This is a genomic window from Roseobacter phycocola (genome assembly GCF_042055075.2).
Lineage (GTDB): Bacteria > Pseudomonadota > Alphaproteobacteria > Rhodobacterales > Rhodobacteraceae > Roseobacter.
Window position 1 is genome coordinate 1,287,008 of record NZ_CP194010.1, and the last position, 23,623, is coordinate 1,310,630.

Annotated in this window: 25 protein-coding genes; 17 read left to right on the plus strand and 8 right to left on the minus strand. The window is 59.1% G+C overall.

The window, feature by feature from the left end:
* Window positions 1-438: a GNAT family N-acetyltransferase gene (locus AB4K19_RS06380; RefSeq protein WP_375227609.1), complete on the minus strand. Its 438-nt coding sequence runs from the start codon at window positions 436-438 to the stop codon at window positions 1-3.
* Complete coding sequence (ssb, locus tag AB4K19_RS06385; protein WP_375227610.1) at window positions 438-929, minus strand: single-stranded DNA-binding protein; 492 nt, start codon at window positions 927-929, stop codon at window positions 438-440. The genes AB4K19_RS06380 and ssb overlap by 1 nt, the downstream gene beginning before the upstream one ends.
* A 219-nt stretch (window positions 930-1,148) precedes the next feature.
* Between ssb and AB4K19_RS06390 the strand changes: the two genes are divergently transcribed.
* Both AB4K19_RS06390 and AB4K19_RS06395 read left to right on the plus strand, forming a co-directional pair.
* Entirely contained in the window at window positions 1,149-1,739 is a 591-nt protein-coding gene (locus AB4K19_RS06390) for a lytic transglycosylase domain-containing protein (RefSeq protein WP_375227611.1), read from the plus strand.
* A gap of 114 nt (window positions 1,740-1,853) precedes the next feature.
* Entirely contained in the window at window positions 1,854-2,270 is a 417-nt protein-coding gene (locus tag AB4K19_RS06395; RefSeq protein WP_375227612.1) for a hypothetical protein, read from the plus strand.
* Window positions 2,271-2,344: 74 nt separating this feature from the next.
* Here the strand turns inward: AB4K19_RS06395 and AB4K19_RS06400 are convergent, their stop codons facing one another.
* The 5 genes from AB4K19_RS06400 to miaA form a co-directional block, all read right to left on the minus strand.
* Window positions 2,345-4,438 (minus strand): dipeptide ABC transporter ATP-binding protein, encoded by a 2,094-nt coding sequence (locus tag AB4K19_RS06400; protein WP_436399345.1) that lies wholly within the window; start codon window positions 4,436-4,438, stop codon window positions 2,345-2,347.
* Window positions 4,439-4,526: 88 nt separating this feature from the next.
* Window positions 4,527-5,744, minus strand: a complete 1,218-nt coding sequence (locus AB4K19_RS06405) for an ABC transporter permease (protein ID WP_436399346.1) — start codon at window positions 5,742-5,744, stop codon at window positions 4,527-4,529.
* Between the two features lie 12 nt (window positions 5,745-5,756).
* Window positions 5,757-6,806, minus strand: coding sequence for an ABC transporter permease (locus tag AB4K19_RS06410; RefSeq protein WP_375227614.1), 1,050 nt, complete (start codon window positions 6,804-6,806; stop codon window positions 5,757-5,759).
* Window positions 6,807-7,011: 205 nt separating this feature from the next.
* A complete protein-coding gene (locus AB4K19_RS06415) occupies window positions 7,012-7,818 on the minus strand; it encodes a helix-turn-helix transcriptional regulator (protein ID WP_375227615.1) in 807 nt (268 codons plus the stop codon).
* A gap of 89 nt (window positions 7,819-7,907) precedes the next feature.
* Window positions 7,908-8,807 (minus strand): tRNA (adenosine(37)-N6)-dimethylallyltransferase MiaA, encoded by a 900-nt coding sequence (gene miaA, locus AB4K19_RS06420; protein WP_375227616.1) that lies wholly within the window; start codon window positions 8,805-8,807, stop codon window positions 7,908-7,910.
* Window positions 8,808-8,899: 92 nt separating this feature from the next.
* On the opposite strand from miaA, the gene pyrH reads away from it, so the two are divergent.
* From pyrH to lpxB, 13 genes are all read left to right on the plus strand, one after another.
* Window positions 8,900-9,628 carry a UMP kinase gene (gene pyrH / locus AB4K19_RS06425; RefSeq protein ID WP_375227617.1) on the plus strand — a complete coding sequence of 243 codons (729 nt, stop codon included), beginning with the start codon at window positions 8,900-8,902 and terminating at the stop codon, window positions 9,626-9,628.
* 106 nt (window positions 9,629-9,734) lie between these two features.
* Complete coding sequence (frr, locus tag AB4K19_RS06430) at window positions 9,735-10,298, plus strand: ribosome recycling factor (RefSeq protein ID WP_375227618.1); 564 nt, start codon at window positions 9,735-9,737, stop codon at window positions 10,296-10,298.
* Between the two features lie 149 nt (window positions 10,299-10,447).
* The gene (gene uppS, locus AB4K19_RS06435; protein WP_375227619.1) at window positions 10,448-11,188 is read left to right on the plus strand and encodes a polyprenyl diphosphate synthase; all 741 of its coding nucleotides are present in this window, start codon (window positions 10,448-10,450) and stop codon (window positions 11,186-11,188) included.
* 7 nt (window positions 11,189-11,195) lie between these two features.
* Window positions 11,196-11,987, plus strand: a complete 792-nt coding sequence (locus tag AB4K19_RS06440; protein WP_375227620.1) for a phosphatidate cytidylyltransferase — start codon at window positions 11,196-11,198, stop codon at window positions 11,985-11,987.
* A 4-nt stretch (window positions 11,988-11,991) separates the two neighbouring features.
* Window positions 11,992-13,164, plus strand: a complete 1,173-nt coding sequence (gene dxr, locus AB4K19_RS06445) for a 1-deoxy-D-xylulose-5-phosphate reductoisomerase (RefSeq protein ID WP_375227621.1) — start codon at window positions 11,992-11,994, stop codon at window positions 13,162-13,164.
* Between the two features lie 4 nt (window positions 13,165-13,168).
* Window positions 13,169-14,521 (plus strand): RIP metalloprotease RseP, encoded by a 1,353-nt coding sequence (gene rseP, locus AB4K19_RS06450; RefSeq protein WP_375227622.1) that lies wholly within the window; start codon window positions 13,169-13,171, stop codon window positions 14,519-14,521.
* Between the two features lie 99 nt (window positions 14,522-14,620).
* Window positions 14,621-14,752, plus strand: a complete 132-nt coding sequence (locus AB4K19_RS06455; RefSeq protein ID WP_375227623.1) for a hypothetical protein — start codon at window positions 14,621-14,623, stop codon at window positions 14,750-14,752.
* A 150-nt stretch (window positions 14,753-14,902) separates the two neighbouring features.
* Window positions 14,903-17,260: an outer membrane protein assembly factor BamA gene (bamA, locus tag AB4K19_RS06460; RefSeq protein ID WP_436399347.1), complete on the plus strand. Its 2,358-nt coding sequence runs from the start codon at window positions 14,903-14,905 to the stop codon at window positions 17,258-17,260.
* Window positions 17,261-17,273: 13 nt separating this feature from the next.
* Complete coding sequence (locus tag AB4K19_RS06465) at window positions 17,274-17,831, plus strand: OmpH family outer membrane protein (protein WP_375227624.1); 558 nt, start codon at window positions 17,274-17,276, stop codon at window positions 17,829-17,831.
* Between the two features lie 83 nt (window positions 17,832-17,914).
* Window positions 17,915-18,370 (plus strand): 3-hydroxyacyl-ACP dehydratase FabZ, encoded by a 456-nt coding sequence (gene fabZ, locus AB4K19_RS06470; RefSeq protein ID WP_375227625.1) that lies wholly within the window; start codon window positions 17,915-17,917, stop codon window positions 18,368-18,370.
* Window positions 18,371-18,374: 4 nt separating this feature from the next.
* Window positions 18,375-19,157: an acyl-ACP--UDP-N-acetylglucosamine O-acyltransferase gene (gene lpxA, locus AB4K19_RS06475; protein WP_375227626.1), complete on the plus strand. Its 783-nt coding sequence runs from the start codon at window positions 18,375-18,377 to the stop codon at window positions 19,155-19,157.
* Window positions 19,157-19,948 carry an LpxI family protein gene (locus AB4K19_RS06480; RefSeq protein ID WP_375227627.1) on the plus strand — a complete coding sequence of 264 codons (792 nt, stop codon included), beginning with the start codon at window positions 19,157-19,159 and terminating at the stop codon, window positions 19,946-19,948. Before lpxA ends, AB4K19_RS06480 begins: the two co-directional genes overlap by 1 nt.
* Window positions 19,948-21,105, plus strand: coding sequence for a lipid-A-disaccharide synthase (lpxB, locus tag AB4K19_RS06485; protein WP_375227628.1), 1,158 nt, complete (start codon window positions 19,948-19,950; stop codon window positions 21,103-21,105). Before AB4K19_RS06480 ends, lpxB begins: the two co-directional genes overlap by 1 nt.
* Before the next feature lie 50 nt (window positions 21,106-21,155).
* Here lpxB and mnmA read toward each other — a convergent pair whose 3' ends face one another.
* Window positions 21,156-22,298, minus strand: coding sequence for a tRNA 2-thiouridine(34) synthase MnmA (mnmA, locus tag AB4K19_RS06490; protein WP_375227629.1), 1,143 nt, complete (start codon window positions 22,296-22,298; stop codon window positions 21,156-21,158).
* Window positions 22,299-22,420: 122 nt separating this feature from the next.
* Here mnmA and sciP point away from each other — a divergent pair, with 122 nt between their 5' ends.
* Together sciP and ctrA are read left to right on the plus strand one after the other, a co-directional pair.
* Window positions 22,421-22,699 carry a CtrA inhibitor SciP gene (sciP, locus tag AB4K19_RS06495; protein WP_375227630.1) on the plus strand — a complete coding sequence of 93 codons (279 nt, stop codon included), beginning with the start codon at window positions 22,421-22,423 and terminating at the stop codon, window positions 22,697-22,699.
* Window positions 22,700-22,798: 99 nt separating this feature from the next.
* Complete coding sequence (ctrA, locus tag AB4K19_RS06500; RefSeq protein ID WP_375230853.1) at window positions 22,799-23,518, plus strand: response regulator transcription factor CtrA; 720 nt, start codon at window positions 22,799-22,801, stop codon at window positions 23,516-23,518.
* Window positions 23,519-23,623: the final 105 nt, after the last annotated feature.

The following is a 23,623-nucleotide window of genomic DNA, read 5'->3' on the forward strand; positions in this document are numbered from 1 at the left end:
CTACGTGCGCCGGATGACCATTGCGTGTTTGTCTTCTGACGAGAACCCGACGCTTTCGTAAAATCCCTTTGCGCCACGTTTCTGACCAGTCATCAGCATGACCTTGTAGGCATCCGCGGCCCATGCGGCATCTATGGCGGCCTGCAGGACCGCCCGACCGTACCCGCGCCGCTGGTGTTGGTGATGTGTTACAACGTTCTCGATCAGCCCATAAGGCCGTGCATTCCAGGTCACATTGGGCAGCAGATGCAGCGTGACCATCGCAACAGCGGACCCATCGCTGAAAGCGCCGAAAACGGTTGTTCCGGGATGTGCAATCACACGCAGAAAGGCCGCCGGATTGTCTGCCGGCGGCCCGAAGGTCAGATCAGTGTAAAGTGTCAGAGCCGCGTCGCAATCCGCCGGAGTGAGTGGGCGGACGGAACACGCAGACGGCATCAGAACGGGATTTCGTCGTCCAGGTCGCGCGACGGTGCAGGGCTGCTGCTGCCGCCAAAACTGTCACCGCCGCCACGGTCGTCATAGCCCATCTGGCCACCACCGCCACCGCCGCCGTATCCACCACCGCCGCCACCATCACGGCCATCGAGCATGGTCAGTTCGGACTTGTAGGGACGCAGCACAACTTCTGTCGAATAACGGTCCTGGCCGGACTGGTCCTGCCATTTGCGGGTCTCCAGCTGACCTTCGATATAGACCTTGGAGCCTTTACGCAGGTATTGCTCGGCCACGCGGGCCAGCGGCTCAGAGAAGATCGCAACAGAATGCCATTCAGTGCGTTCCTTGCGTTCGCCCGTGTTGCGGTCTTTCCAGTTCTCCGAGGTTGCAATCCGCAGATTGCAGACTTTGCCACCGTTCTGAAAGGTGCGCACTTCCGGGTCGCGGCCTAGATTGCCGATGAGAATAACCTTGTTCACTGAGCCGGCCATGGTGCCTCCCTCTGATCGATCTGTTGTGCCACGGGAGAGCACGAAGGTGCGTGCGAATCCACCCGGGCGGGCTTTGCCCGACGCTATACCGACGGGGGCGGTTTTGAAACCGGATAACCGGCCCGGCGGTCAGCTTTTCCACCATGGAGCGAAAGGCTGGTGTCAGGGGATGAAACGGGTATAGTGGCGCCCGGAACGTCCGCGGAGGGGGCTTGAGACATGGTTGCAAGGATCGGTATTGCCGGTGCGCTTGTGCTGGCCTTGGCCGGATCTGCGGGCGTCGCTGAGACGCTGTCCTCCAAGAACCGGACCAAGCTTTTCAAGTCTCAGACCAGCGTGCTCGATAACCGAGCGGCCAGTCAGTACAACAACTCCGTCCGGCTCAAGCCGCCATCCGTCTACACGCCCAGTATCTGGGGCGATGGCAGCTATTCCGGCAAATATGACGGACCCTTTCTGGACATGGCCCGCAGGGCTGCACGCAAACACCGCATTCCGGAAGACCTCTTTCTGCGTCTCGTGCAGCAGGAATCCGGCTGGAACCCGCGTGCGAAGTCTCACAAAGGCGCATTGGGTCTTGCCCAGCTGATGCCTGGAACGGCCCGGGCGCTTGGGGTGGACCCGCTTGATCCGGAAGAGAACCTGGAAGGTGGTGCGCGGTACCTGGCCACGCAGTACCGCGAATTCCGGTCCTGGCCTCTGGCGCTGGCCGCTTACAACGCAGGCCCGGGTGCTGTGAAGAAGCATGGTGGCATCCCTCCCTACCGCGAAACACGGAATTACGTGCGGATTATCACTGGCCGGCAGTAGAGCGCGCTGTCACAGCAAATTCAGGAAACTTTCACAGCAGGTCCCGATCCGGGACACAGTGCTGCCTGAATCCTGCGTCATTCAGAACGGGTGAGTGACGAGGGAGCCGTCGATATGGCAAATGATGTTTTTTACGCGCGTCTGGAACGTATTCAGCAGTCGCAGCAGCAAATGGCGCCGGTACGCCGCGCTGTACCTGTGCGCGAACTGAGTACCACAATGCCCGGTGCGACCCCTGTCGGGATGGCCGGGCAACTGCCGAGCCCGGTTTTTGCTCATCTCAAAGCGTTGTTTTTTGGGGTCGTGCTGGGTGTGATTGCTGCAATCGCGCTTATTGGTTTGTCCTGGGAAGGATCGCCCTGGACGGTTGGTACAGAGTATCATGACTATGTTTTCTGGCCCGCGATGGGTGGTCTGGCCCTTGGGGGCGTTCTGATCCTGTTTTCGATGATGGTTGCCGCCAGCAGACCTGGCTTTGCCCTGTTTTCGCTGGGTTACCTCAGCGGTTTGATCGTTTCGCTGATCGTGTGACCGCCTCCTGTTCCTGAATGCCAAAGGCCCGCGCATTTCTGCCCGGGCCTTTCTCTTTTCAATGTTGCGCGTGTCTATTCAGCAGCAACCCCGCCAACCTCGATGACAGGTTCCATCTGCGCCAGAATGTCATCGCTGAGATGGCATTTGACCTGATGATCGCCTTCAAGACGCCGCACCGGTGGCACCTCCTTTTCACACAGGCCACCCGGCACTTCGGATTTCCAGCGGCAGCGCGTCTGGAACGGGCAGCCCGTGGGCGGATTCATGGCAGAGGGAATGTCTCCCTCCAGCACGATGTGCTTTTTGGTCACGCTGGTATCTGCAATGGGCACAGCAGACAGCAGCGCTTCGGTATAGGGATGGTAGGGCGGCGCAAAAACCTGGTCCGTTGTACCCAGTTCCACCACGTGGCCCAGATACATCACCATCACCCTGTCGCTGAGGTAGCGCACGATACTCAGATCGTGGCTGATAAAGAGCAGGGTGGTTTTCTGCTCGCGCTGAATTTCCATCAGCAGATCCGTCACAGCCGCCTGCACTGACACATCCAGCGCTGACACAGGCTCGTCCGCAACGACGATACGCGCATCACCGGCAAAGGCCCGTGCGATACCCACCCGCTGCTTCTGTCCGCCTGACAGCTGGCGGGGCATGCGTCCGGCAAACTCACGGGGCAGTTTGACCAGATCCAGCAACTTCAGCATGCGCTGCTGCCGGTCTTTCTCGTTTTCGCCGATCCCGAAAATCTCCAGCGCCCGGATAATCTGCCGCCCCACCGTCATGGACGGGTTCAGCGTATCGAACGGGTTCTGGAACACCATCTGAACCTCTGAGACAGTTTTCGTATCACGTTCCTCGATCGGCGTGTCACCGATCGAGCGGTTGTCCAGAATGATCTCGCCCTCGGTCGCGGTCTCCAGCCCCATCAGCACCTTGGCAAAGGTAGATTTCCCACACCCGGATTCGCCCACAATCGCAAGTGTCTCTGACTCGCGCGCCTCGAAACTGAGGGTTTCGTTGGCCTTCACGACCTTTTTGTCCCCTCCGCCGAAAATCGCGTTCGCAGTCACCTCATAATACTTTTTGAGGTTGTCCATTTTCAGAACGACGTCACCAACTTCGCCTTTGGTTTTCACGTCCCCGATCTCAGGCGGCGCTTCCCAGTCGATCTCCTTGAACTTCAGACAACGCGTCGCATGCCGGTCATTTCCGGGAACGGTCTCCATCTGAATGATGCCCTGATCACACCGGCCAGCTTCGAAGTAATCGCAACGCGGGCCAAAATTACACCCATTGGGCCGCTCATGCGGCAGCGGGAAATTCCCGGGGATGGCCACCAGCGGCCGCGCGTTTTTATCCGCGCCCGGCAGTGGGATCGACCGGAAGAGCGCCTGGGTATAGGGATGCTGCATTTTGTCGAACACATCCTCAAAAGAGCCGCGCTCCACAGCCTCACCGGAATACATCACACAGATCCGGTCGCAGGTTTCCAGAACAAGACCAAGGTTGTGCGAAATGAACAACATCGACGTGCCGTATTTCTTGCCCAGATCCTTTACCAGCTCGACCACGGCCGCCTCGACCGTCACATCAAGCGCAGTGGTCGGCTCATCCAGAATGAGCAATGATGGCTCTGACATCAGCGCCATGGCGATCACAATCCGCTGCTGCTGTCCTCCTGACAGCTGATGCGGAAAGGAATTCAGCATCCGCTTCGGATCAGGCAGTTTTACGTCAGTAACCACCTGCAAGGCGCGCTCATACGCATCCTTTTCGTTCATTCCCTGATGGATCATCGGCACTTCCATCAGCTGTTTGCCGATCTTCATCGCAGGGTTCAGCGAGGCCATCGGCTCCTGATAAATCATTGCGATCTCAGATCCGCGGATGTCGCGCAGCTCTTCAGCACTCATCTCGCTCAGGTCACGGCCCTTGAACTTAATTGATCCGCCGACAATCCGGCCGTTCTTGCCCAGATCCTGCATCACGCCCAGTGCTACGGTTGATTTGCCGCATCCGGATTCGCCAACCAGACCAACGGCCTCGCCGGGCTGAACGGTAACCGAAAAATCCATCACAGCGGGGATTTCCCTGAGCCGTGTGAAAAACGATATCGACAGCTTGTCGATCTCCAGAATGGGACCGTTGTAATCTGTCTTTGCCATGTCGTGTCTCCTTTGTGGAGCGGGCCTGTATCTTCTGGCCCGAAATATCCCGGGGGGTCAGGGGGGCAGCGCCCCCCTTAACCACTCATCAGTCGCGAAGGCTTTCCTCGCGCAGACCATCGGCCAGCAGGTTCAGGCCCAGTACCAGCGTCAGAAGCGCCAGAGCCGGTGCAATTGCTGCATGTGGGTAAAGCGCCAGCAGGCGGCGGCCTGCGTTGATGGTGCTGCCCCAATCCGGGCTTTCTGATTCAAGCCCGAGGCCAAAGAAGCCCAGCGTGCCCAGAAGGATGGTCGTGTACCCGATCCGCAGGCAGAAATCGACGATCAGCGGCCCGCGCGCATTGGGCAGAATTTCCCACAACATGATGTACCAGGGCCCTTCGCCCCGTGTCTGCGCGGCGGCGACATAGTCGCGTGTCTTAATGTCCATCGCCAGCCCCCGCACGATCCGGAAGACCGTAGGCGAGTTCACGAAAACCACCGACACAAAGACCACCAGAATGCCTGGATCAATGTCGAAAAGATCGAGGAATGGCGGCAGTCCGGGTATGGCGTAATCCGGTGTGGCCACCACACTGCCGTTGGTAGACACCAGCGACAGATAGAGCCATCCCAGTCCCCCCAGCACACCGATCAGCAGCGGTGTGCGCACCTTCGGCTGTGTGTAATACCGCGAGTTCAGCAGGATACACATAAAGATCAGCGGGAAGACAAAGAGGAACAGCGCCATGTAATTCGGGATACCCGTCAGCACGATTTCCGGTGTCACCAGCAGATAAAACAGCAGGATGACCGGGAAGGCGAGGATCAGGTTTGCCAGGAAGGACAGTACGGTGTCCAGACGTCCGCCATAATATCCCGCTGGCAGGCCCAGTGTGATCCCGACCATGAAGGCAAAGAGCGTGGCAATCGGGGCAATCTGCACCACAACCCAGGCGCCTTTGATCAGGCGGCTGAATACATCGCGGGCCAGATTGTCGCCCCCCAGCAGGAACCAGGCGTATTCGCCTTCATCCGGACTGCGCATCGGCGTGCCCGGCGGTTTGTTCTTCATGCCGGAAACCTGGCTCAGCGGGTCATGCGTGACCAGCATATCGAGCGGGCCGCCATAGACGCCGACAAAAACCCAGAACATCACCAGCGCAAAGCCGATCATGCCAATGGTGCTGTCAAACAGTTTGCCATAAAGCCCCAGCCGGCGCTTATAGGTGATCGACAGGGTGAAAAGAACAATCAGCGAAATCCACACAGGGCCGAGCTGAAGGAACATACGGGCCGCGATACTGCCCCAGGAAAGGTCTTCCATGACAGATCTCCCTTATGCGATGCGGATGCGCGGGTTGAGGTAGACATAGCCGATATCGGATATCAGCTGTGTCACCAAAACCACGGCGACCGAGACAACCGAAACTGCCAGCAGCAGTTCGATGTCATTGTTTCCTGCTGCCTGCACGAGCAGCCAGCCAAAGCCCTTGTAGTTAAAGAGCGTCTCAACAATTACGACCCCGTTCAGCAGCCAGGGGAACTGGAGCATGATCACGGTAAAGGGCGCGATCAGCGCATTCCGCAACGCGTGTTTCAGCACAATATCGGAGAACTTCACGCCCTTCAGGCGGGCGGTGCGGATATACTGCGCGGTCATCACCTCAGTCATGGAGGCCCGCGTCATCCGCGCAATATAGCCCATCCCGTAAAGCGCGATAGTGATCACGGGCAGGGTAAAGTTCTCGATTGTCGCGTTCTCCATGGCGGATGTCGCCGATCCTTTGAACCATTTGAGCCCAAAGGCGGAGGAGGCGAAGACAGCAATAAAAATAACGCCCGAGACGTATTCGGGCGTTGCGGTCGAGGCGATAGAGAAGGTTGACAGTGAGCGGTCGGTCACGGACCCCTCGCGCATACCGGCCAGGACCCCGATGATCAGCGCCATGGGCACCATCACCAGCATCACCGCAAACATCAGTTTGCCCGTCAGGCCCAGCCTGGTGGCAACGATGCCGCCGACGTCCTCCTTGAACACGGTCGAAAAGCCCCAGTCATTCTGCAGAACGCCGCAGAACGTGCTGCGCTCTTCAACAGGAGTCCCTGCGGCGAAACAGCGGCCTGTTATTTCCCCGCTTTCAGGGTCCTCGTGCTCCCATCCGGGTAACACGCCGAGCCACTGGCCGAATTTCACCGGCATTGGCTGCAGATACCCGTTTTTGTCCAGGTAGCTGGCCACGGCTTCATCCGACATGCGGAAGTTGCCCTGGGTTTTGGCGAGTTTTTCGAGGTTCGGGTAGAGATTGGTGAGCCAGAACACGATGAACGTCAGGCAGAGTGCCGTCAGTAACATCACGCCCAGACGTCTGAGTATGAATAGTCCCATGGGTGCCCCTGTTGTCAGGCTATAGCGCGCTGAAGCGCGTCAGTTATCGGAGATTCTGTGTCCCCGGATTTGGTTTGTGGCCCTATCAGGCATGATCGCACGGACCCCGTCAACGCAGACAAACGCCATCCGGTGTAAAATTTGCGACATAGGTCAGTCGTTTTCTGGCGATTTCCCGGGTGCGGCCGGATCAGAGGGGAAGGTGTCAGGCCAGTTCCGGCGCCTGTGCACCGGCACGGCGCAGGGCGGTTGGCGTCGCATGCGTGTGATGCTGGATGAACCGCGTGAAATAAGCGGCGCTGCCAAAACCGAGGTGACGCGCAATATCCTGTGCCGGTGCTTTCGTGCCGACCAGCAGACTGCGCGCCTCGTAAAGCACGCGCTCCGTCAGCAGATCGGCAGCTGTCCGGCCGGTCGCGGCTTTGCAGGCGCGTGTCAGATGTGTAGGCGTCACGCCGAGCGCTGCGGCATGATCGGCCATCGTCAGGGTTTCGCGGAAATGGGCGGAGATCCGGGCACAATACGCCGCGCAGAGCCGGGCAGCAGCATTGCGCCGTTCCGGCATGTGTTCCTCCATCGCCATCTGCCGCTGCAGCCAGACAGAGATGAGCGCGCCATGTGCTTCCATCGCCTGGCCGGTCAGCGGGCGGCCCGAGGCCTGTTCGCGGGTCGCGGCCTCCATCAGAACGGTAAGTTCCGACATCGCCCCCACTTCGCGGATACGCAAGAGGCGCGGCATCTGCGGAAACAGCACCTGACAACCTTCGGGAATGATAACGACCTGGCCGATGCCCTGGCGCCCCATATCGAGCGCAAAAAGATGATCTGCCGGCACGACAATGGCGTTATGTGTGCCAACCCCGCGACGCTGTCCGTTCAGAAGCAGGCGTCCCTGGCCCCGCGTGATCCAGATGAGCAACTGTTCACGACGGTCATGCGCCAGTGTCAGCCGCCAGTCACTGCTGCCCGTCAGCTGGGAAAGCGGTATGATGCGCAGGTCTGTCTCTGACATTCAACCAATCCGTGAATTGTCCCTTTTGATCATGCCAGTGGAGCCAAAAACGCGGTTTTCGCAAGTTTGCGGTAAAATATGTGAAAGTTTCAGCGGTTCTCCGCTGGTCTGAAATGCAGCCAGTCCGCCATCTTCGAGCGGAACCATGTGCGCTGGCGTTTTGCAAACTGACGTGTTGCGATCACCGCTGCCTCCCGCGCGTGGTCGAGCGTCATTTCACCTTTCAGATGCGCAATCAGTTCCGGCGCACCGATGGCTCGGTGTGCGGGCAGGGCTGCGTTGTAGCGTGGCAGAACCGCCCGCGCTTCTTCCAGCGCACCGGCGTCCAGCATCAGGTCGAACCGCTTTTCGATGCGTGGCGTGAGCCAGTCCTTTGGCGCGTCAAAGACAATGCAACGCGCCTGCGTCTCCGGCAGCAGTGCGGGCCCGGTTGCGTCCTGCCAGGATGCGAGGCTGCGGCCGGTTGCGGTCTGAACCTCCCAGGCGCGCTGGACGCGCATCCGGTTCGCAATATCGATCCGACCCGTGGTCCGGGCATCCAGTCCGGCCAGCAGGTCGGGCAGGGGCAATACGTCTGCCCGCGCGCGTATTTCTGGCGGCGTGGCCGGGATTTCCGCTAGTCCGCGGGTCAGTGCACTGAAATACAGACCGGTGCCCCCAACAATGATGGACCGCTGCGGGCGTTGCAGCAGGTCCCGGATGTCCCGCAACCAGTGGCCCGCGGAGTAACTGTCCGTCGCGGAGACATGACCATAAAGCGCGTGAGGTGCCGCGTCTTCTTCCTCAGGTGACGGCCGGGCCGTCAGAACCCGCCAGCAATCGTAAACCTGGCTGGCATCTGCATTGACAATCACGCCCCCCTGACGTGCTGCGATCTCCAGCGCCAGCGCGGATTTTCCGGATGCCGTGGGGCCTGCAATCAGGACCGGCATTTCAGGCGAGAGCCCGTCCAGTACCGCTTGTGTCGAATGGATCAGGCTGTCCGCCATTTTTTGCCGTCATCCCGTCCGGGGCGCATTGAAGTTACCGGCGTTTTCGGACATTTTGCGCCGCAGTTAAACCCCCTGTCAGGAGCGCGACCATGACCCAGCCCGAACCACAGACGAAGTTCAGCAGGGTAATGCTCAAAATATCGGGCGAAGCGCTCATGGGGGACCAGGGGTTCGGCCTGAACCCGCCGACCGTCGAACGGATCGCAAAAGAGGTCCAGTCGGTGCATGAGATGGGCGTCGAAATCTGCATGGTGATCGGGGGCGGAAACATTTTCCGTGGTCTGCAGGGCTCGGCCCAGGGGATGGAACGGACGACTGCAGACTATATGGGCATGCTGGCCACGGTGATGAACGCGCTGGCGATGCAGTCGGCGCTCGAAGGTCTTGGCATTCACACGCGGGTCATCTCCGCCATCACGATGAATGAGGTGGCCGAGCCATACATCCGGCGCCGCGCTGTCCGGCACCTGGAAAAGAAGCGCGTCTGTATTTTCGCGGCCGGGACCGGCAACCCGTATTTCACCACTGATACGGCCGCCACACTGCGTGCAAACGAGATGTCCTGCGAGGCGATCTTCAAAGGCACCAAGGTTGATGGCGTCTATGACAAGGATCCGGCGAAACACGATGACGCGCAACGCTATGATACCGTCAGCTATGATGACGTGCTCGCAAAACGACTGGGTGTGATGGACGCATCGGCCATCGCACTGGCGCGGGATAACAACCTGCCGATCATCGTCTTTTCCCTCGACGAACCTGGTGGCTTCCGCGGTATCCTCGCGGGCGAGGGGACATATACAAGAGTGCAGGGCTGAACGGGTTTTCACCGAGCCACTGGCCTTTCTGTGTCATCCTGATTTATACAGCTTCAAAGAGCACCGCGCCCCGGGGCGCTGATATAACTGCGGCAGGAAGAAGACCATGTCAGACGATTTTATGCTGGACACCGATGACCTTGAGCGCCGGATGGAAGGCGCCATGTCAGCGCTGAAAACAGAATTTGCCTCCCTGCGGACCGGGCGGGCGTCCGCCTCGATGCTGGAACCCGTGATGGTTGACGCTTACGGCCAGCGCACACCGGTTAACCAGGTGGGAACGGTCAACGTGCCGGAACCGCGCATGGTGACGATCAATGTCTGGGACAAGGGTCTGGTCGGCAAGGTGGAAAAGGCGATCCGCGAAAGCGGGCTCGGAATCAACCCGCAGCTGAACGGGACGATCATCATGCTGCCCATTCCGGAACTGAACGAAGAACGCCGCCGGGAACTGACCAAGGTTGCCGGCCAGTACGCCGAAAACGCGCGCGTTTCTGTGCGGAACATCCGGCGGGACGGGATGGACCAGATCAAAAAGGCCAAGGGCGACGGCATGTCCGAAGACGACCAGAAACTCTGGGAAGGCGAGGTTCAGGAGATCACTGACCGGTTCATCAAATCGGTGGACAGCCTTCTTGAGTCCAAACAGGGCGAGATCATGCAGGTCTGAAATGACTTTTCCTGCCTGTGGGCCGTGCACGGTGACAGTGCGCAGAGTTGCCCATACCCGTTCTAAAATCTTGCGAAAGCGGGCTTTTTGACGCAAAAAGAAGCACACAAACCCGCGCCCGTGCGCAGGACAGGCAAGGAGCACTGAATATGGCGTTGCAACGCCAGCCCCAGCAGACCCGGGTTCCGGGATGTCCGCATCACGTGGCAATAATTATGGATGGCAATGGCCGCTGGGCGACCCAGCGCGGGCGTCCGCGCCTGTTCGGTCACCATGCCGGTGCCCGCCGTGTGCGCGAGATCGTCGAGGCCTGTCCCCATATCGGCGTTGAATACCTGACGATTTTCGCTTTCTCGACCGAAAACTGGAAGCGGACACAGGTTGAGGTTGCGGGTCTGATGAGCCTCTTCCGCCGCTACATCATCAAAGAGACAAGAGCCCTGCGCGCCAATGGTGTCCGTGTCCGATTTATCGGGGATCGTGATCGGCTGGACGACAAACTGATTGTCCTGATGAACGATCTGGAGCAGGCGACCGAGCATAACAGCCTCGTGAATCTGACCATTGCGATCAACTATGGCGGCCGCGATGAGGTGACCCGTGCCACGCGGCGCCTCGCGCAGGATGTGGCGGACGGTCACCTGAAGCCTGAAAATGTGGACGAGGAAACGCTGCCTAGGTATCTGGACACCTGCGTTCTGCCGGATCCCGACCTTGTGATCCGCACCAGTGGTGAAGCGCGTATCTCGAACTTCCTGCTCTGGCAGTCGGCCTATTCTGAATACGAGTTTATCGACACCCTGTGGCCGGACTTCACCCGTGACGAATTTGAAAGCCTGTGCCAGGCCTATGGCGGCCGGGATCGTCGCTATGGCGGTGTAAAGGCCTGATGGCAGAATGACGGCGGCCCCTGACAAATGGTCTGACCTTGCGACACGTCTCGGCTCCGGAGCTGCGATGGTTATCGTTGGCATGCTGGGTGTCTGGGCCGGCGGTCACGTGTTCCACGTCATGGTCGCTGTGATCTGTGGACTGATGGTCTGGGAACTGGTGCGCATGCTGCACCCCTCTGAGCCTTCGGTGGCGATACAGCTTGGTGGTCTGTCCGGGGCGGCTATGCTGCTGGCCATTTATCTGCCGCTCGGGTTCGCACTGCCAGTTCTGCTGGCGCCCGCGCTGGTGGGTTTCGGTCAGCTGTCTTCGTTCCGCACGATTTTTATGATTTTCACCGTGATGGTCATGCTCGCAGGCTTCGGCATGATGTCCGTGCGGGATGACATGGGCTTTGTCTGGATGCTCTGGCTGGTGCTGGTCGTGGTGGCCACGGATGTGGTGGGCTATTTCGCCGGACGTTTTATTGGCGGGCCCAAGTTCTGGCCGCGTGTCAGCCCGAAGAAAACCTGGGCCGGCACCGGGGCGGGCTGGATCGGCGCTGGTATCGTGGGGGCAATCTTCATCTCTCAGACGGGGGCGGGCACACAGCTGATCGGTGTTTCGGTTGCAATTTCAATGGCCAGCCAGATGGGCGATATTGCGGAAAGCGCCATCAAGCGCCGTGTCGGTGTCAAGGACAGCTCGTCGCTCATCCCGGGGCATGGCGGTCTGCTGGACCGGTTCGACGGGATGCTGGGCGCTTCTGTTTTTCTGCTGATCATCGGGTCTTTTGTTGGCCCGGCAGCGGTGGGCTGAGCGGATGCGCCGCATCAGTATCTTTGGCGCGACGGGCTCCATTGGTCAGAACACCATCGATCTGATTGCACGTGCGCCGGATGACTATGATGTTGTGGCGCTGACCGGTGCCTCGAACATCCGACAACTGGCCGCCGATGCGCGCAGGCTCAAAGCAGAAATCGCCGTAACCGCCTGTGAAGACAGGCTGGATGACCTGAGGGCGGCACTGGAAGGTTCCGGTGTCGAGGCGGCCGCCGGCGCAGCTTCAATCGTTGAGGCGGCGGCGCGGCCTGCGGACTGGGTCATGTCGGCCATTGTCGGGGCTGCGGGGCTGGCACCGGGTGTCACGGCGTTGCAGCAGGGAGCCACCCTGGCACTGGCCAACAAGGAATCGCTTGTCTGTGCCGGTGCGCTGATGCTGTCCACGGCGCGGGATCACGGTGCCAGAATCCTGCCGGTCGACAGTGAGCATTCCGCGGTTTTCCAGGCGCTTGTCGGCGAAGACATGCAGGCTGTGGAACGGATTGTCATAACCGCGTCCGGTGGAGCTTTCCGGGACTGGCCCATTGAGAAGCTGTCGACTGCCACCCTTGCCGAAGCATCGTCGCATCCGAACTGGGACATGGGCCAGCGGATAACCATCGACTCCGCGTCCATGTTTAACAAGGCGATGGAATTGATTGAAACCAAAGAATTCTTTGGTGTTCGTCCTGACCAGATTGAGGCTGTGGTGCACCCCGAATCCATGATCCACGCGCTTGTCGGGTTCCGCGATGGCGCGCTGATGGCGCACGTGGGGCCGCCGGACATGCGCCACGCTATCGGATATGCGCTGCACTGGCCGGAAAGGCGCAGCCTGCCGGTAGAACGTCTCGATCTTGCGGCTATCGGCCAGCTCAGTTTCCGGGAACCCTGCGAAACCCGCTGGCCTGCGCTGCGGCTGGCGCGCGAGGTCATGAAAACCGGTGGTTTGTCAGGGGCGGTTTTCAATGCCGCCAAGGAAACGGCGCTGGACGCGTTTATCGCGGGCGAGATCGGATTTACGCAGATGTCGGACGTGGTTGAGGCCGTTCTGGACAGGCTTTCTGCCACTGCGGGACATATTGATGCCACCATGACCCTTGATAACGTCGCCGAAACGGACCATCTCGCACGTCAGGCGGCCAGATCGGTCATAAACGGAAAAGCAGGTTAACCCTTTGGATATTCTGTCACTGATCCCGCAGTTCGGCGGGCTGATCTGGACGATTGCAGCTTTCATTCTGGCGCTCTCGGTGATCGTCGCGATCCATGAGTATGGCCACTACATTGTCGGGCGCTGGTCGGGCATTCATGCGGATGTGTTCTCGCTGGGGTTCGGGCCTGTGCTCTGGTCGCGTATGGACCGGCGCGGCACGCGCTGGCAGATCGCGGCTCTGCCGTTTGGTGGCTACGTCAAGTTTGCAGGTGATGCGAATGCCGCGTCGGGCAAAGATGAAGACGCGATGGCCGAGGCCAGTGAAGATCCCGAGCGCCTGCGGGCAACCATGCACGGCGCACCGCTCTGGGCGCGCGCGCTGACAGTTGCAGCGGGACCAGCATTCAATTTTGCCCTGTCGATCCTGGTTTTTGCAGCCGTTCTGCTGACCAGTGGTGTCACGCGTGATCCGCTGACCGTCGGCAGTCTTAACCCGCTGCCCGTTGAACCCCGCGGGTTGGAAGCCGGTGATGTAATCCTGGCAATCAATGGCGATGCGGTGCCGTCGCGCGAAGACATGGACGCCTACAGCAGTTTTATCGCAGACCTCGAACAGAGCCCGACGCTGCAGTACACCGTGTTGCGTGACGGGCAGGAACGCGACGTTTCCGGGACCTGGCTGTTGCCGCCACTTGTGTCCAGCGTCACGCCGCAGTCTGCAGCGCTCAGCGCGGGGATCGAGTCCGGTGACGTTATTTCCGGTATCGACGGCGCCCCGATCTACGCTTTTGACCAGCTCAAACAGGCCGTTGAAGGCGGCGACGGTGCACCGCTGGCCCTGACAGTATGGCGCACTGGCGAGATGCTGGATCTGACGCTGACACCCAAGCGGGTGGACGAGCCTCAGGCCGACGGAGGGTTCGCAACCTACTGGCGTATTGGCATCGCCGGTGGCCTGGCCTTTGAGCCGGCAACGCAGACACCTGGCGTGGGCGAGGCGCTGTCGAATGGCGTGCGCCAGACAATGCGCATCATCGAAGGATCGCTTTCGGGCCTCGGTCACATGATCACCGGTGCCATCAGTACCTGTAATCTCTCGGGCCCGATCGGCATTGCGCAGACCTCCGGTGCAATGGCCAGCCAGGGCGCGGAATCCTTTATATGGTTTATTGCCGTTCTCAGCACGGCGGTGGGGCTGCTCAATCTGTTCCCGGTGCCGGCGCTGGATGGGGGACACCTTGTTTTCTACGCTTATGAGGCTGTTGCAGGCAAACCGCCGAGCGACCGTGCGCTGCGCATTCTGATGACAGCAGGCCTTGCTATGGTGCTGACGCTGATGCTGTTCGCTCTTGGCAACGATATCTTCTGCCCCTGACAGCTGCGGCGGGCCGAATTGCCCTGATTTCGCCATAAACCATCAAACTGGTGCCGCATTCCGGCGTTAAGTCTCTTCGCAGACAAAGGGAGTGGCACAATGCAAGCTATACAGAGCGGATACCGCGGCCTCAGCCTCCTGATGGACCTGAACTGGGACCGTTTTCTTTACGTTGGCACCATCGGTCTGGCGCTTGGCGCGGGCGCGTGGCTCGCTTCGGTTGCAGGCTGACCTCAGGGCAGAGCACCGCAGTTACTTAACGTTAAAATATTCATTCGGCGCGCATATAGTTGTTGCGCGTTTTTAGACCACATAGTTTTGACAACCTCTGGCTTTGCCGGTACTCAGTTAACAATAATGTACTGAGGATCGGGGCAGATCATGACACGGGGCTTTTCGCGGGCGGTTGCCGCCTTTTGTGCGTTTGGAACATCAGTCAGGCCGGCAGTGAGCGCGGCGCTTTTTTATGTCGTTTTATCAGCGTCCTGGATAGCTGCTCCGCAACCGGCACTTGCCCAGCAGATCACTCTGAATTCGATTGAAATCGAAGGTAATGCACGGGTCGGCGACGCTGCGATCCTGACACGGGCAGGAATCGCCCGGGGTCAGACTGTGACCGCAGGTGAGCTGAACACGGCATTTCAGGCCCTTATCGATTCCGGATTGTTCGAGACTGTGAACTTTGAGCCGCGAGGCTCGTCACTGCTCATTACGGTGGTCGAATATCCGACGATCAACAGGATCAATTTCGAAGGCAACCGGCGTATCAGCGACGAACAGCTGTCAGCGGCCATCAATTCCAACGAACGCCGTGTTTTCAATCCGTCTCAGGTCGAACGCGATGCGGCCCTGATTGCTGACGCCTATGCGATCGAAGGTCGCCTGTCTGCCCGTGTAACGCCAAAAATCATCCGTCGCTCTGATAACCGGGTGGATCTGGTTTTTGAGGTCCTGGAAGGTGATGTGATCGAGATTGAGCGGCTTAGCTTTGTCGGCAACCGTGTTTACTCTGACCGTCGCCTGCGCCGTGTCCTGGCGACGAAACAGGCCGGTTTGTTCAGGTCATTTGTGCGCAGCGATACACTGATCGAGGATCGCATCGAATTCGACAAACAGGTGCTTCGTGATTTTTACCTGTCACGCGGATATGTGGATTTCCGGACTAATTCCGCCAATGCCGAACTTACTGAGGAGCGCGACGGTTACTTTCTGGTGTTCAATGTTCAGGAAGGTCAACAGTTCCGCATCGGCGAGATTTCGGTGACGAGTGAGCTTACGAACGTGGATTCCGATGAGTATCTCGGCATTGTCGGTATTGATTCAGGCGACGTGTACTCGCCAACATTGATCGAAAATGACATCGCCCGCATGGAGCGCCTAGCGCTGCGGCAGGGCGTGGATTTCCTGCGGGTTGAGCCGCGCGTTTCCCGCGACGAGCGCAATCTGGAACTGGACATTGAGTATGTCCTGAGCCGCGGTCAGCGGGTTTTTGTCGAGCGTATCGACATCGAAGGAAACACTACAACACTGGACCAGGTGATCCGCCGGCAGTTTGACAGCGTTGAAGGCGACCCCTTCAATCCGCGTGAAATCCGCGAAGCCGCAGAACGGATCCGCGCGCTGAACTTCTTTGAGGTTGCCGAAGTGAATGCGCGCGAGGGCTCCACACCGGATCAGGTGATTGTTGATGTGGATGTCGAGGAAAGGCCCACAGGCTCGCTGACGTTCGGTGCTTCATTCTCGAACAATGACGGGATCGGTTTCGCGATCCGTTTCTCCGAGGAAAATTTTCTTGGACGCGGCCAGCGGTTCAGCGCGACTGTTTCGACCGCGGAAGACTCGGATGAATACGGTATAAGATTTGTAGAACCGGCTTTCCTCGGGCGGGATGTTGCTTTTGGCCTGGAACTGGACGTCGCCGAGACTGACAGCTCATTTACGACCTATGACACAGACCGGTTCCTGTTCCGTCCGTCGCTGACCTTCCCGATCGGTGAAAATTCAAGCCTTCAGCTGCGGTACACCTTTGAGGAATCGGAAATGCTCGCGCGCGAAACACCGGTGAACGGTGTGGTTATTGGAAATGAAATTGCCGCAGGTGAACTGGTCAGCAGCGCTCCTGGTTACGTTTTCACTTATGACACGCGCCGCGGCGGGATTGATACAAACTCCGGCTACCTTTTCGAATTTGGTCAGGATTTCTCCGGACTTGGCGGAGACAACAAATTCATCAAGACGACGGCTCGTGTGATCGGCGAAACGCGCGTGTTCAACGAAGAAATCACATTGCGTGCCTCGCTCGAAGGTGGCGCGCTGAGTTTTGGCAGTGGAACCAACCGGGCTGTGGACCGTTTCCTGCTGGACACGAACATTATCCGTGGCTTTGAACCCGGCGGTATCGGGCCGCGCGATCTGTCAGTCTCCGGCGAAGACCCTCTGGGCGGTAACCTTTACCTCGCAGCGCGTTTTGAGGCGGAGTTCCCGCTGGGCCTGCCGGAAGAGCTGGGTATTCAGGGTGGCGTATTCTATGACGTCGGCAACCTCTGGAACCTTTCGGACGTCAACACCGCTGGCGGTAACATCGTTGGCGAGGGTGGTTCCTTCCGCCATGTGGTTGGTTTCTCGATCCTCTGGGACACGCCGGTCGGACCGCTGCGGTTCAACTTCTCTGAAGCGATCAAAAAAGAAGAATTTGACCGCGATCAGACATTTGAACTGACACTCAGCACGTCCTTCTGAGCGGGTGTCTGCGGTGAGACGCAGCATCACTGGTGCAGTGATGGCAGCCCTTGTGCTGTTTGCCGGGGAGGTCACGGCGCAGGAGCGCAGCAGGCTTGATGTAAAGAGCCCGGTGCTCACCATCGATTCTGAGCGCATGTTCGAGGGCAGTGACTTTGGTCGGAACACGGCCGCAGAGTTTGAGGCGCTTGCGGCGCAACTGAGTTCTGAAAACCGGCGGATTGAAGAAGAACTCAGCCAGGAAGAGCGTGACATCACTGAACAGCGCGCAAGCCTGACGCCTCAGGAATTCCGGGAACTTGCGGATGCCTTTGACGCGAAGGTTCAGGAAATTCGCCGTGAGCAGGACACGAAAACGCGCCAGCTCAATACAGACCTTGAGGAACGCAGGCGCCAGTTCCTGAATGCCGCTGCACCTGTTCTGGAGCAGTTGATGCGTGAAGCAGGTGCGGGCGTCATTATGGAACGCCGGTCAGTTTTCATCAGTTCGAACTCCATCGACATCACGGATGTGGCCATATCACGTCTGAACGAGTTGTTGCCCGACGCCGGCAATGCACCGGAACAGTAGCGCCTGCCGGGTCAGTGTGCTTGCCCCGGATGGGTTGAGTTGCTAGGCATGTTCAAGCCCTTGAGGATAAAAGGACACTTACTATGACCAGCCCGAGCACCGAGGCGGACATTCAGCTTATCCAGCGTATTCTGCCACACCGGTATCCCTTTCTTCTGGTTGACCGCGTGGTCGATATCGACGGAACCCAGTCTGCTCTGGGTCTTAAGAATGTCACCATGAACGAACCGCATTTTCAGGGGCATTTCCCCGGCCTGCCCATCATGCCGGGCGTGACGATCATCGAAGCGATGGCCCAGACTGCGGCGGTCATGGTTGGTGTCACGCTTGAGATGGCGGACAAGGACATGAAGGTGTATTTCATGGCCATCGACAAAGCCAAGTTCCGCCGGAAGGTTGTGCCGGGGGACGTACTGGAAATGCGTGTGACGACCCTGCGTGGCAAACCCGGTGGCAAGGTCTGGCGTTTTGGCGGTGTTGCCAGTGTGGACGGCGAAATGGCGGCGGAATGCGAGTTCACTGCCATGATGGACCTCTGAGCGCATGGGCGGCATTCACCCCAGCGCTGTCGTTGAAGAGGGCGCAAAGATTGATCCGACCGCAACAGTGGGACCGTTCTGCACTGTAGGGCCTCAGGTCACGCTGGGGCCGGGCGTTGAACTGCGCAGCCATGTGGTGGTGACGGGACGCACCATTGTGGGAGAGGACACCGTTATCTTCCCCTTTGCGGTCATCGGAGAAATTCCCCAGGACCTTAAGTTCCGGGGCGAAGCGACTGAACTGGTGATCGGCAAACGTAACCGCATCCGCGAGCATGTCACAATGAACTGTGGCACTGAGGGCGGCGGTGGAGTGACCCGCGTTGGGGATGACGGGCTCTTTATGGCCGGATGCCATATCGCTCACGATGCGATTATCGGTGATCGCTGTATCATCGTAAATTCGGTTGCGATCGCGGGCCATTGTATCCTAGAGGATGACGTGATCGTCGGCGGCCTGTCCGGTGTGCATCAGTTCGTCCGCATCGGACGTGGCGCCATTATCGGAGCCGTGACGATGGTGACCAATGATGTGATCCCCTACGGCCTTGTGCAGGCCCCACGGGGTGAACTGGACGGCCTGAACCTCGTCGGGCTCAAGCGTCGCGGTGTGTCGCGTGCTGATATCACCGCGCTGCGCGCCGCTTTCCAGATGCTGGCCCAGGGCGAAGGGACGTTCCACGACCGCGCGCAGAGGCTGGGCGATGAAACCACGAGTGACTATGTGCGCGAAATCGTCGATTTTGTTCTGGCCGACAGTGGCCGTCACTTTCTGACCCCGCGCTGATGCTGGCGTTGATTGCAGGAAGCGGCGGTCTGCCGGCGGCTGTCGCCGCGGCACAGGACACGGCACCTGTGGTGTGCGCCCTCGAAGGATTCACGCCTGAGGGCCTTGAAGTGGATCTTCCCTTCCGCCTCGAACGCCTCGGCACCCTGCTGGAACAATTGCAGGACCGAGGGGTGACACAGGTCTGTTTCTGTGGTGCTGTTCAGCGACCGGCTGTGGACCCTGCTGCCATTGATGCGGCAACGATGCCGCTGGTTCCTGTACTCATGCAGGCGATTGCCTCGGGCGATGACGGGGCTCTGCGGGCCGTCCTGGGTATCTTTGAAGCGCGCGGATTTACCGTGCGGGGCGCACATGAACTGGCGCCGGGCATTCTCGCACCCGAGGGTGTTTTGTCTGCCACCTGGCCGGACGATGCGCTTTGCGAAGATGAAAAACGGGGCCGCGAGGTTCTGGCGGCGCTTGCGCCGCTCGATGTGGGCCAGGGCTGCGTTGCTGGCGCAGGACAGATCTGGGCGGTTGAAACCGTTGGCGGCACCGACCATATGCTCGCAACGTTGCCACCGGCGGTCCGGAAAACACGGGCGCTGCTGATCAAGGCACCGAAAACGGGGCAGGACCTGCGCGTGGACATGCCCGCCGTCGGCCCGGATACCATTGACGCTGTTGTTGCTGCCGGACTGGCAGGGCTGGTGATTATGGCCGGTCAGACGGTTCTGCTGGCGCGCGACGAGACGATCCGGCGGGCGGATGAAGCGGGGCTGGTGCTCTGGTCACGCGAGCCGAACTGATGCGGGTTTTTATTGTCGCGGGCGAGCCCTCTGGGGATCGTCTTGGTGCGGCTCTGATGGCCGGTCTGAAGGAACTGCATCCGGACGTCACCTTTGATGGTATCGGCGGCGCAGGCATGCAGGCCGAGGGTCTGGTCTCGCGGTTCCCGATGAAGGAACTCAGCGTGATGGGAATCGCGGAGATCCTGCCAAAGTACCGCGCGCTCAAAGCACGTATCCGCGAGACCGCAGAACAGGTGATCGGGACCCGCCCGGATGTGATGATCACCATCGACAGTCCGGACTTTTCCCTGCGCGTGGCGAAACTGGTCAAAGATGCCTGTAATGTGCGGACCGTTCACTATGTAGCACCAACGGTCTGGGCCTGGCGCCCGAAGCGGGCTGCAAAGATGGCGCGCTTCATTGACCATGTTCTGGCACTCTTTCCCTTTGAGCCGCCGCTGATGACGCGCGAAGGCATGGCCTGTGACTTTGTCGGCCATCCTGTCGTAGCAGAACCGCAGGCGACCGAAGCTGAGGCCGGAGCGTTTCGCGCAGACCAGGGCCTGGGAAATGCCCCCGTTGCTCTGGTGCTGCCCGGATCGCGTGCAGGTGAGGTTGCCCGTCTGTCAGCCGTGTTTGGCGAGGCTCTGGGGCGGTTCAGCGCGTTGCATCCGGGGCTGCGCATCGTGGTGCCCGCAGCGTCTGCCGTGGCAGAACAGGTGAAGGAAGCCGTCCGGAGCTGGCCGGTCGACGCAATTGTTCTGGACCCTCGCGGGCAGGATATTGAAAGCGCTGCGGCGGAAAAACGTGCCGCGTTCCGCGCGGCGGATATCGCGCTGGCGGCATCAGGGACTGTATCCCTTGAACTTGCCGCCGCCCGGACCCCGATGGTCATCGCATACCGCATGCACTGGCTGAGTTTTTATCTGATCCGTCGCATGGCGCTGGTGGATACAGTAACTCTGGTGAATCTTGTGTCCGACACGAGGGTGGTCCCGGACTTCCTCGGGCCAGACTGTACGGCGGAAAAGATTGCAGGCGGGCTTGGTGCTGTGCTGCGTGATCCGCATGCGCAGGAAGAGGCCATGGAACTGACGATGCAGCGTCTGGGCGAAGGCGGTGAAGCACCGGGGCTGCGCGCTGCACGCGCCGTGTTGCAGGGTATGCAGGCGTGATCCGAAGGCCAGGCTGCGCCTGACACTATTCCCGGTGCCGGCGCTCAGGATCAGCCTTTGTGGATCCAGCCACCACCAAAGATACGGCTGCCCGACCGGTCATAGAACACACAGGCCTGACCCGGTGACACACCTTCTTCGGGTGTAATCAGTTCGACGGTTGCTTCGGTCGCGCTGATCGGTCGGATAACAGCATCCGTCGGTGGACGGGTTGAGCGGACTTTTACGGCGACGTGCCATTCGTCCTGTGCCGTGAACGCTTCATCTCCGAGCCAGTTGATTTCGCGGACCGGCACAGTGCGTGTCGACAGCATTGCTTTCGGACCCGCGATGACCTGTTTTTTGTCTGCATCGAGGCGCACGACATAGAGAGGATCCGCCAGCCCGCCGATACCAAGGCCGCGCCGCTGGCCGATAGTATAGTGAATCACGCCTTCATGCGTTCCCAGCACACGCCCGTCGGCATGTACGATCTCGCCGGGATCCGCGGCTTCGGGGCGCAGTTTCCGGATCACAGATGCATAGTCCCCATTGGGCACAAAGCAGATATCCTGGCTGTCCGGTTTGCCTGCCACGCTTAGGTTATATTTTTCGGCCAGAGCGCGGGTGTCATCCTTGGACGGCAGATGGCCCAGCGGAAAGCGCAAAAAGTCGAGCTGGTCCGGTGTTGTGGAGAACAGAAAGTAACTCTGATCGCGCGACGCATCGGCCGCAGTGTGCAGTTCGGGACCCGAAGCGCCCGTCATCCGCTGGATATAATGGCCTGTGGCCATGCAGTCAGCGTCCAGGTCTTTGGCCATCGCAAGCAGATCTTTGAACTTCACGCGTTCGTTGCAACGGATACAGGGCACAGGTGTCGCACCGGCCAGATAGCTGTCTGCGAACTCATCAATAACCGCATCTTTAAAAATGTTCTCATAATCGAGGACGTAATGCGGAAAACCCATTTTTTCGGCAACGCGACGGGCGTCGTGGATATCGATCCCCGCACAGCACGCGCCCTTTTTTGCGAGAGCGGCGCCATGGTCGTAGAGCTGCAGGGTCACACCAACAACGTCATAACCTTCTTCGGACAGCATGGCGGCAACAACAGAACTGTCCACGCCGCCGGACATTGCAACGACGACGCGTGTTTCCGCCGGCGATTTGGCAAAACCAAGCGAATTCAGGGGCTGTTTCTGATCAAGCGGCATGATGCTCTCCGGGACTTATGAGCGAATATAGGAAAATCCTAATTACTCTCAAGAGGGGGCTTCATGGGTCTTTAAGGCCCGGTCGTCAAGGTGCCGCCGAGTAGTAAGAACGAGTAAGTGGTATGTACCTGAAGAAAGTAGATGGACCCAGATCCGTTACGCTGGCTGACGGAAGCGTCATGACGCAGGCCGATCTTCCGCCTGCCAACACCCGCCGCTGGGTCGCGTCGCGCAAGGCCGCCGTCGTGCGCGGGGTTGCTTATGGCCTCATTTCGCAAAGTGACGCGCTCAAGCGTTATGCGATCAGTGAAGATGAATTCCACGAATGGGTCCGCGCAGTCTCTGAACACGGTGAGGACGCACTCAAAGCAACAAGTGTACAAAAATATAGACAACCTTAAGTTGTTCACCTATGTTTTTAGCAGACGGTAACGTGTGGTTAACCTTTTTTCGTCAGGGTTAACGGCAGGAACCTACGACCATCCGATGCGGAGAACATGATGCGCGTACTGCTTGTTGAAGACGACCCCACGACCTCGAAAAGCATCGAACTGATGCTGACCCACGCCAATCTGAACGTTTATGCAACAGATCTTGGAGAAGAAGGGATCGATCTGGCCAAGCTGTATGACTACGATCTGATTCTTCTGGACCTCGATCTGCCGGACATGAATGGTCATGAAGTGCTGCGCCAGCTGCGTCTGTCGCGCATCGAAACGCCAATTCTGATCCTGTCCGGTGCTGACGATACGGAGAACAAAATCAAGGGCTTCGGCTTTGGCGCGGACGACTACCTGACCAAACCGTTCCACCGCGAAGAACTCGTTGCGCGTATTCATGCGATCATCCGTCGTTCAAAAGGTCACTCACAGTCTGTGATCGACACAGGCCGGATTTCCGTGAATCTGGACGCGAAAACAGTCAGCGTGGAAAACAAGACCGTGCATCTGACCGGCAAGGAATACCAGATGCTCGAACTGCTTTCCCTGCGCAAAGGCACGACCCTGACCAAAGAGATGTTCCTCAATCATCTCTACGGCGGGATGGATGAACCGGAACTGAAAATCATTGACGTTTTCATCTGTAAACTGCGCAAAAAGCTTTCTCAGGCCACCGGCGGTGACAATTATATCGAAACGGTCTGGGGCCGTGGGTACGTTCTGCGCGACCCTGATCCGAACGTCGCCGATGACCCGCAGCCTCTCGCTGTTGGCGCCTGATCAGTTCCTAATAATGCAAAACCCGCCGCACAATCCGGCGGGTTTTTTGTTCCGGTCGGCTGAACCAGAATAAACTGGACCATATCAGGCACCGGCCTTATCACG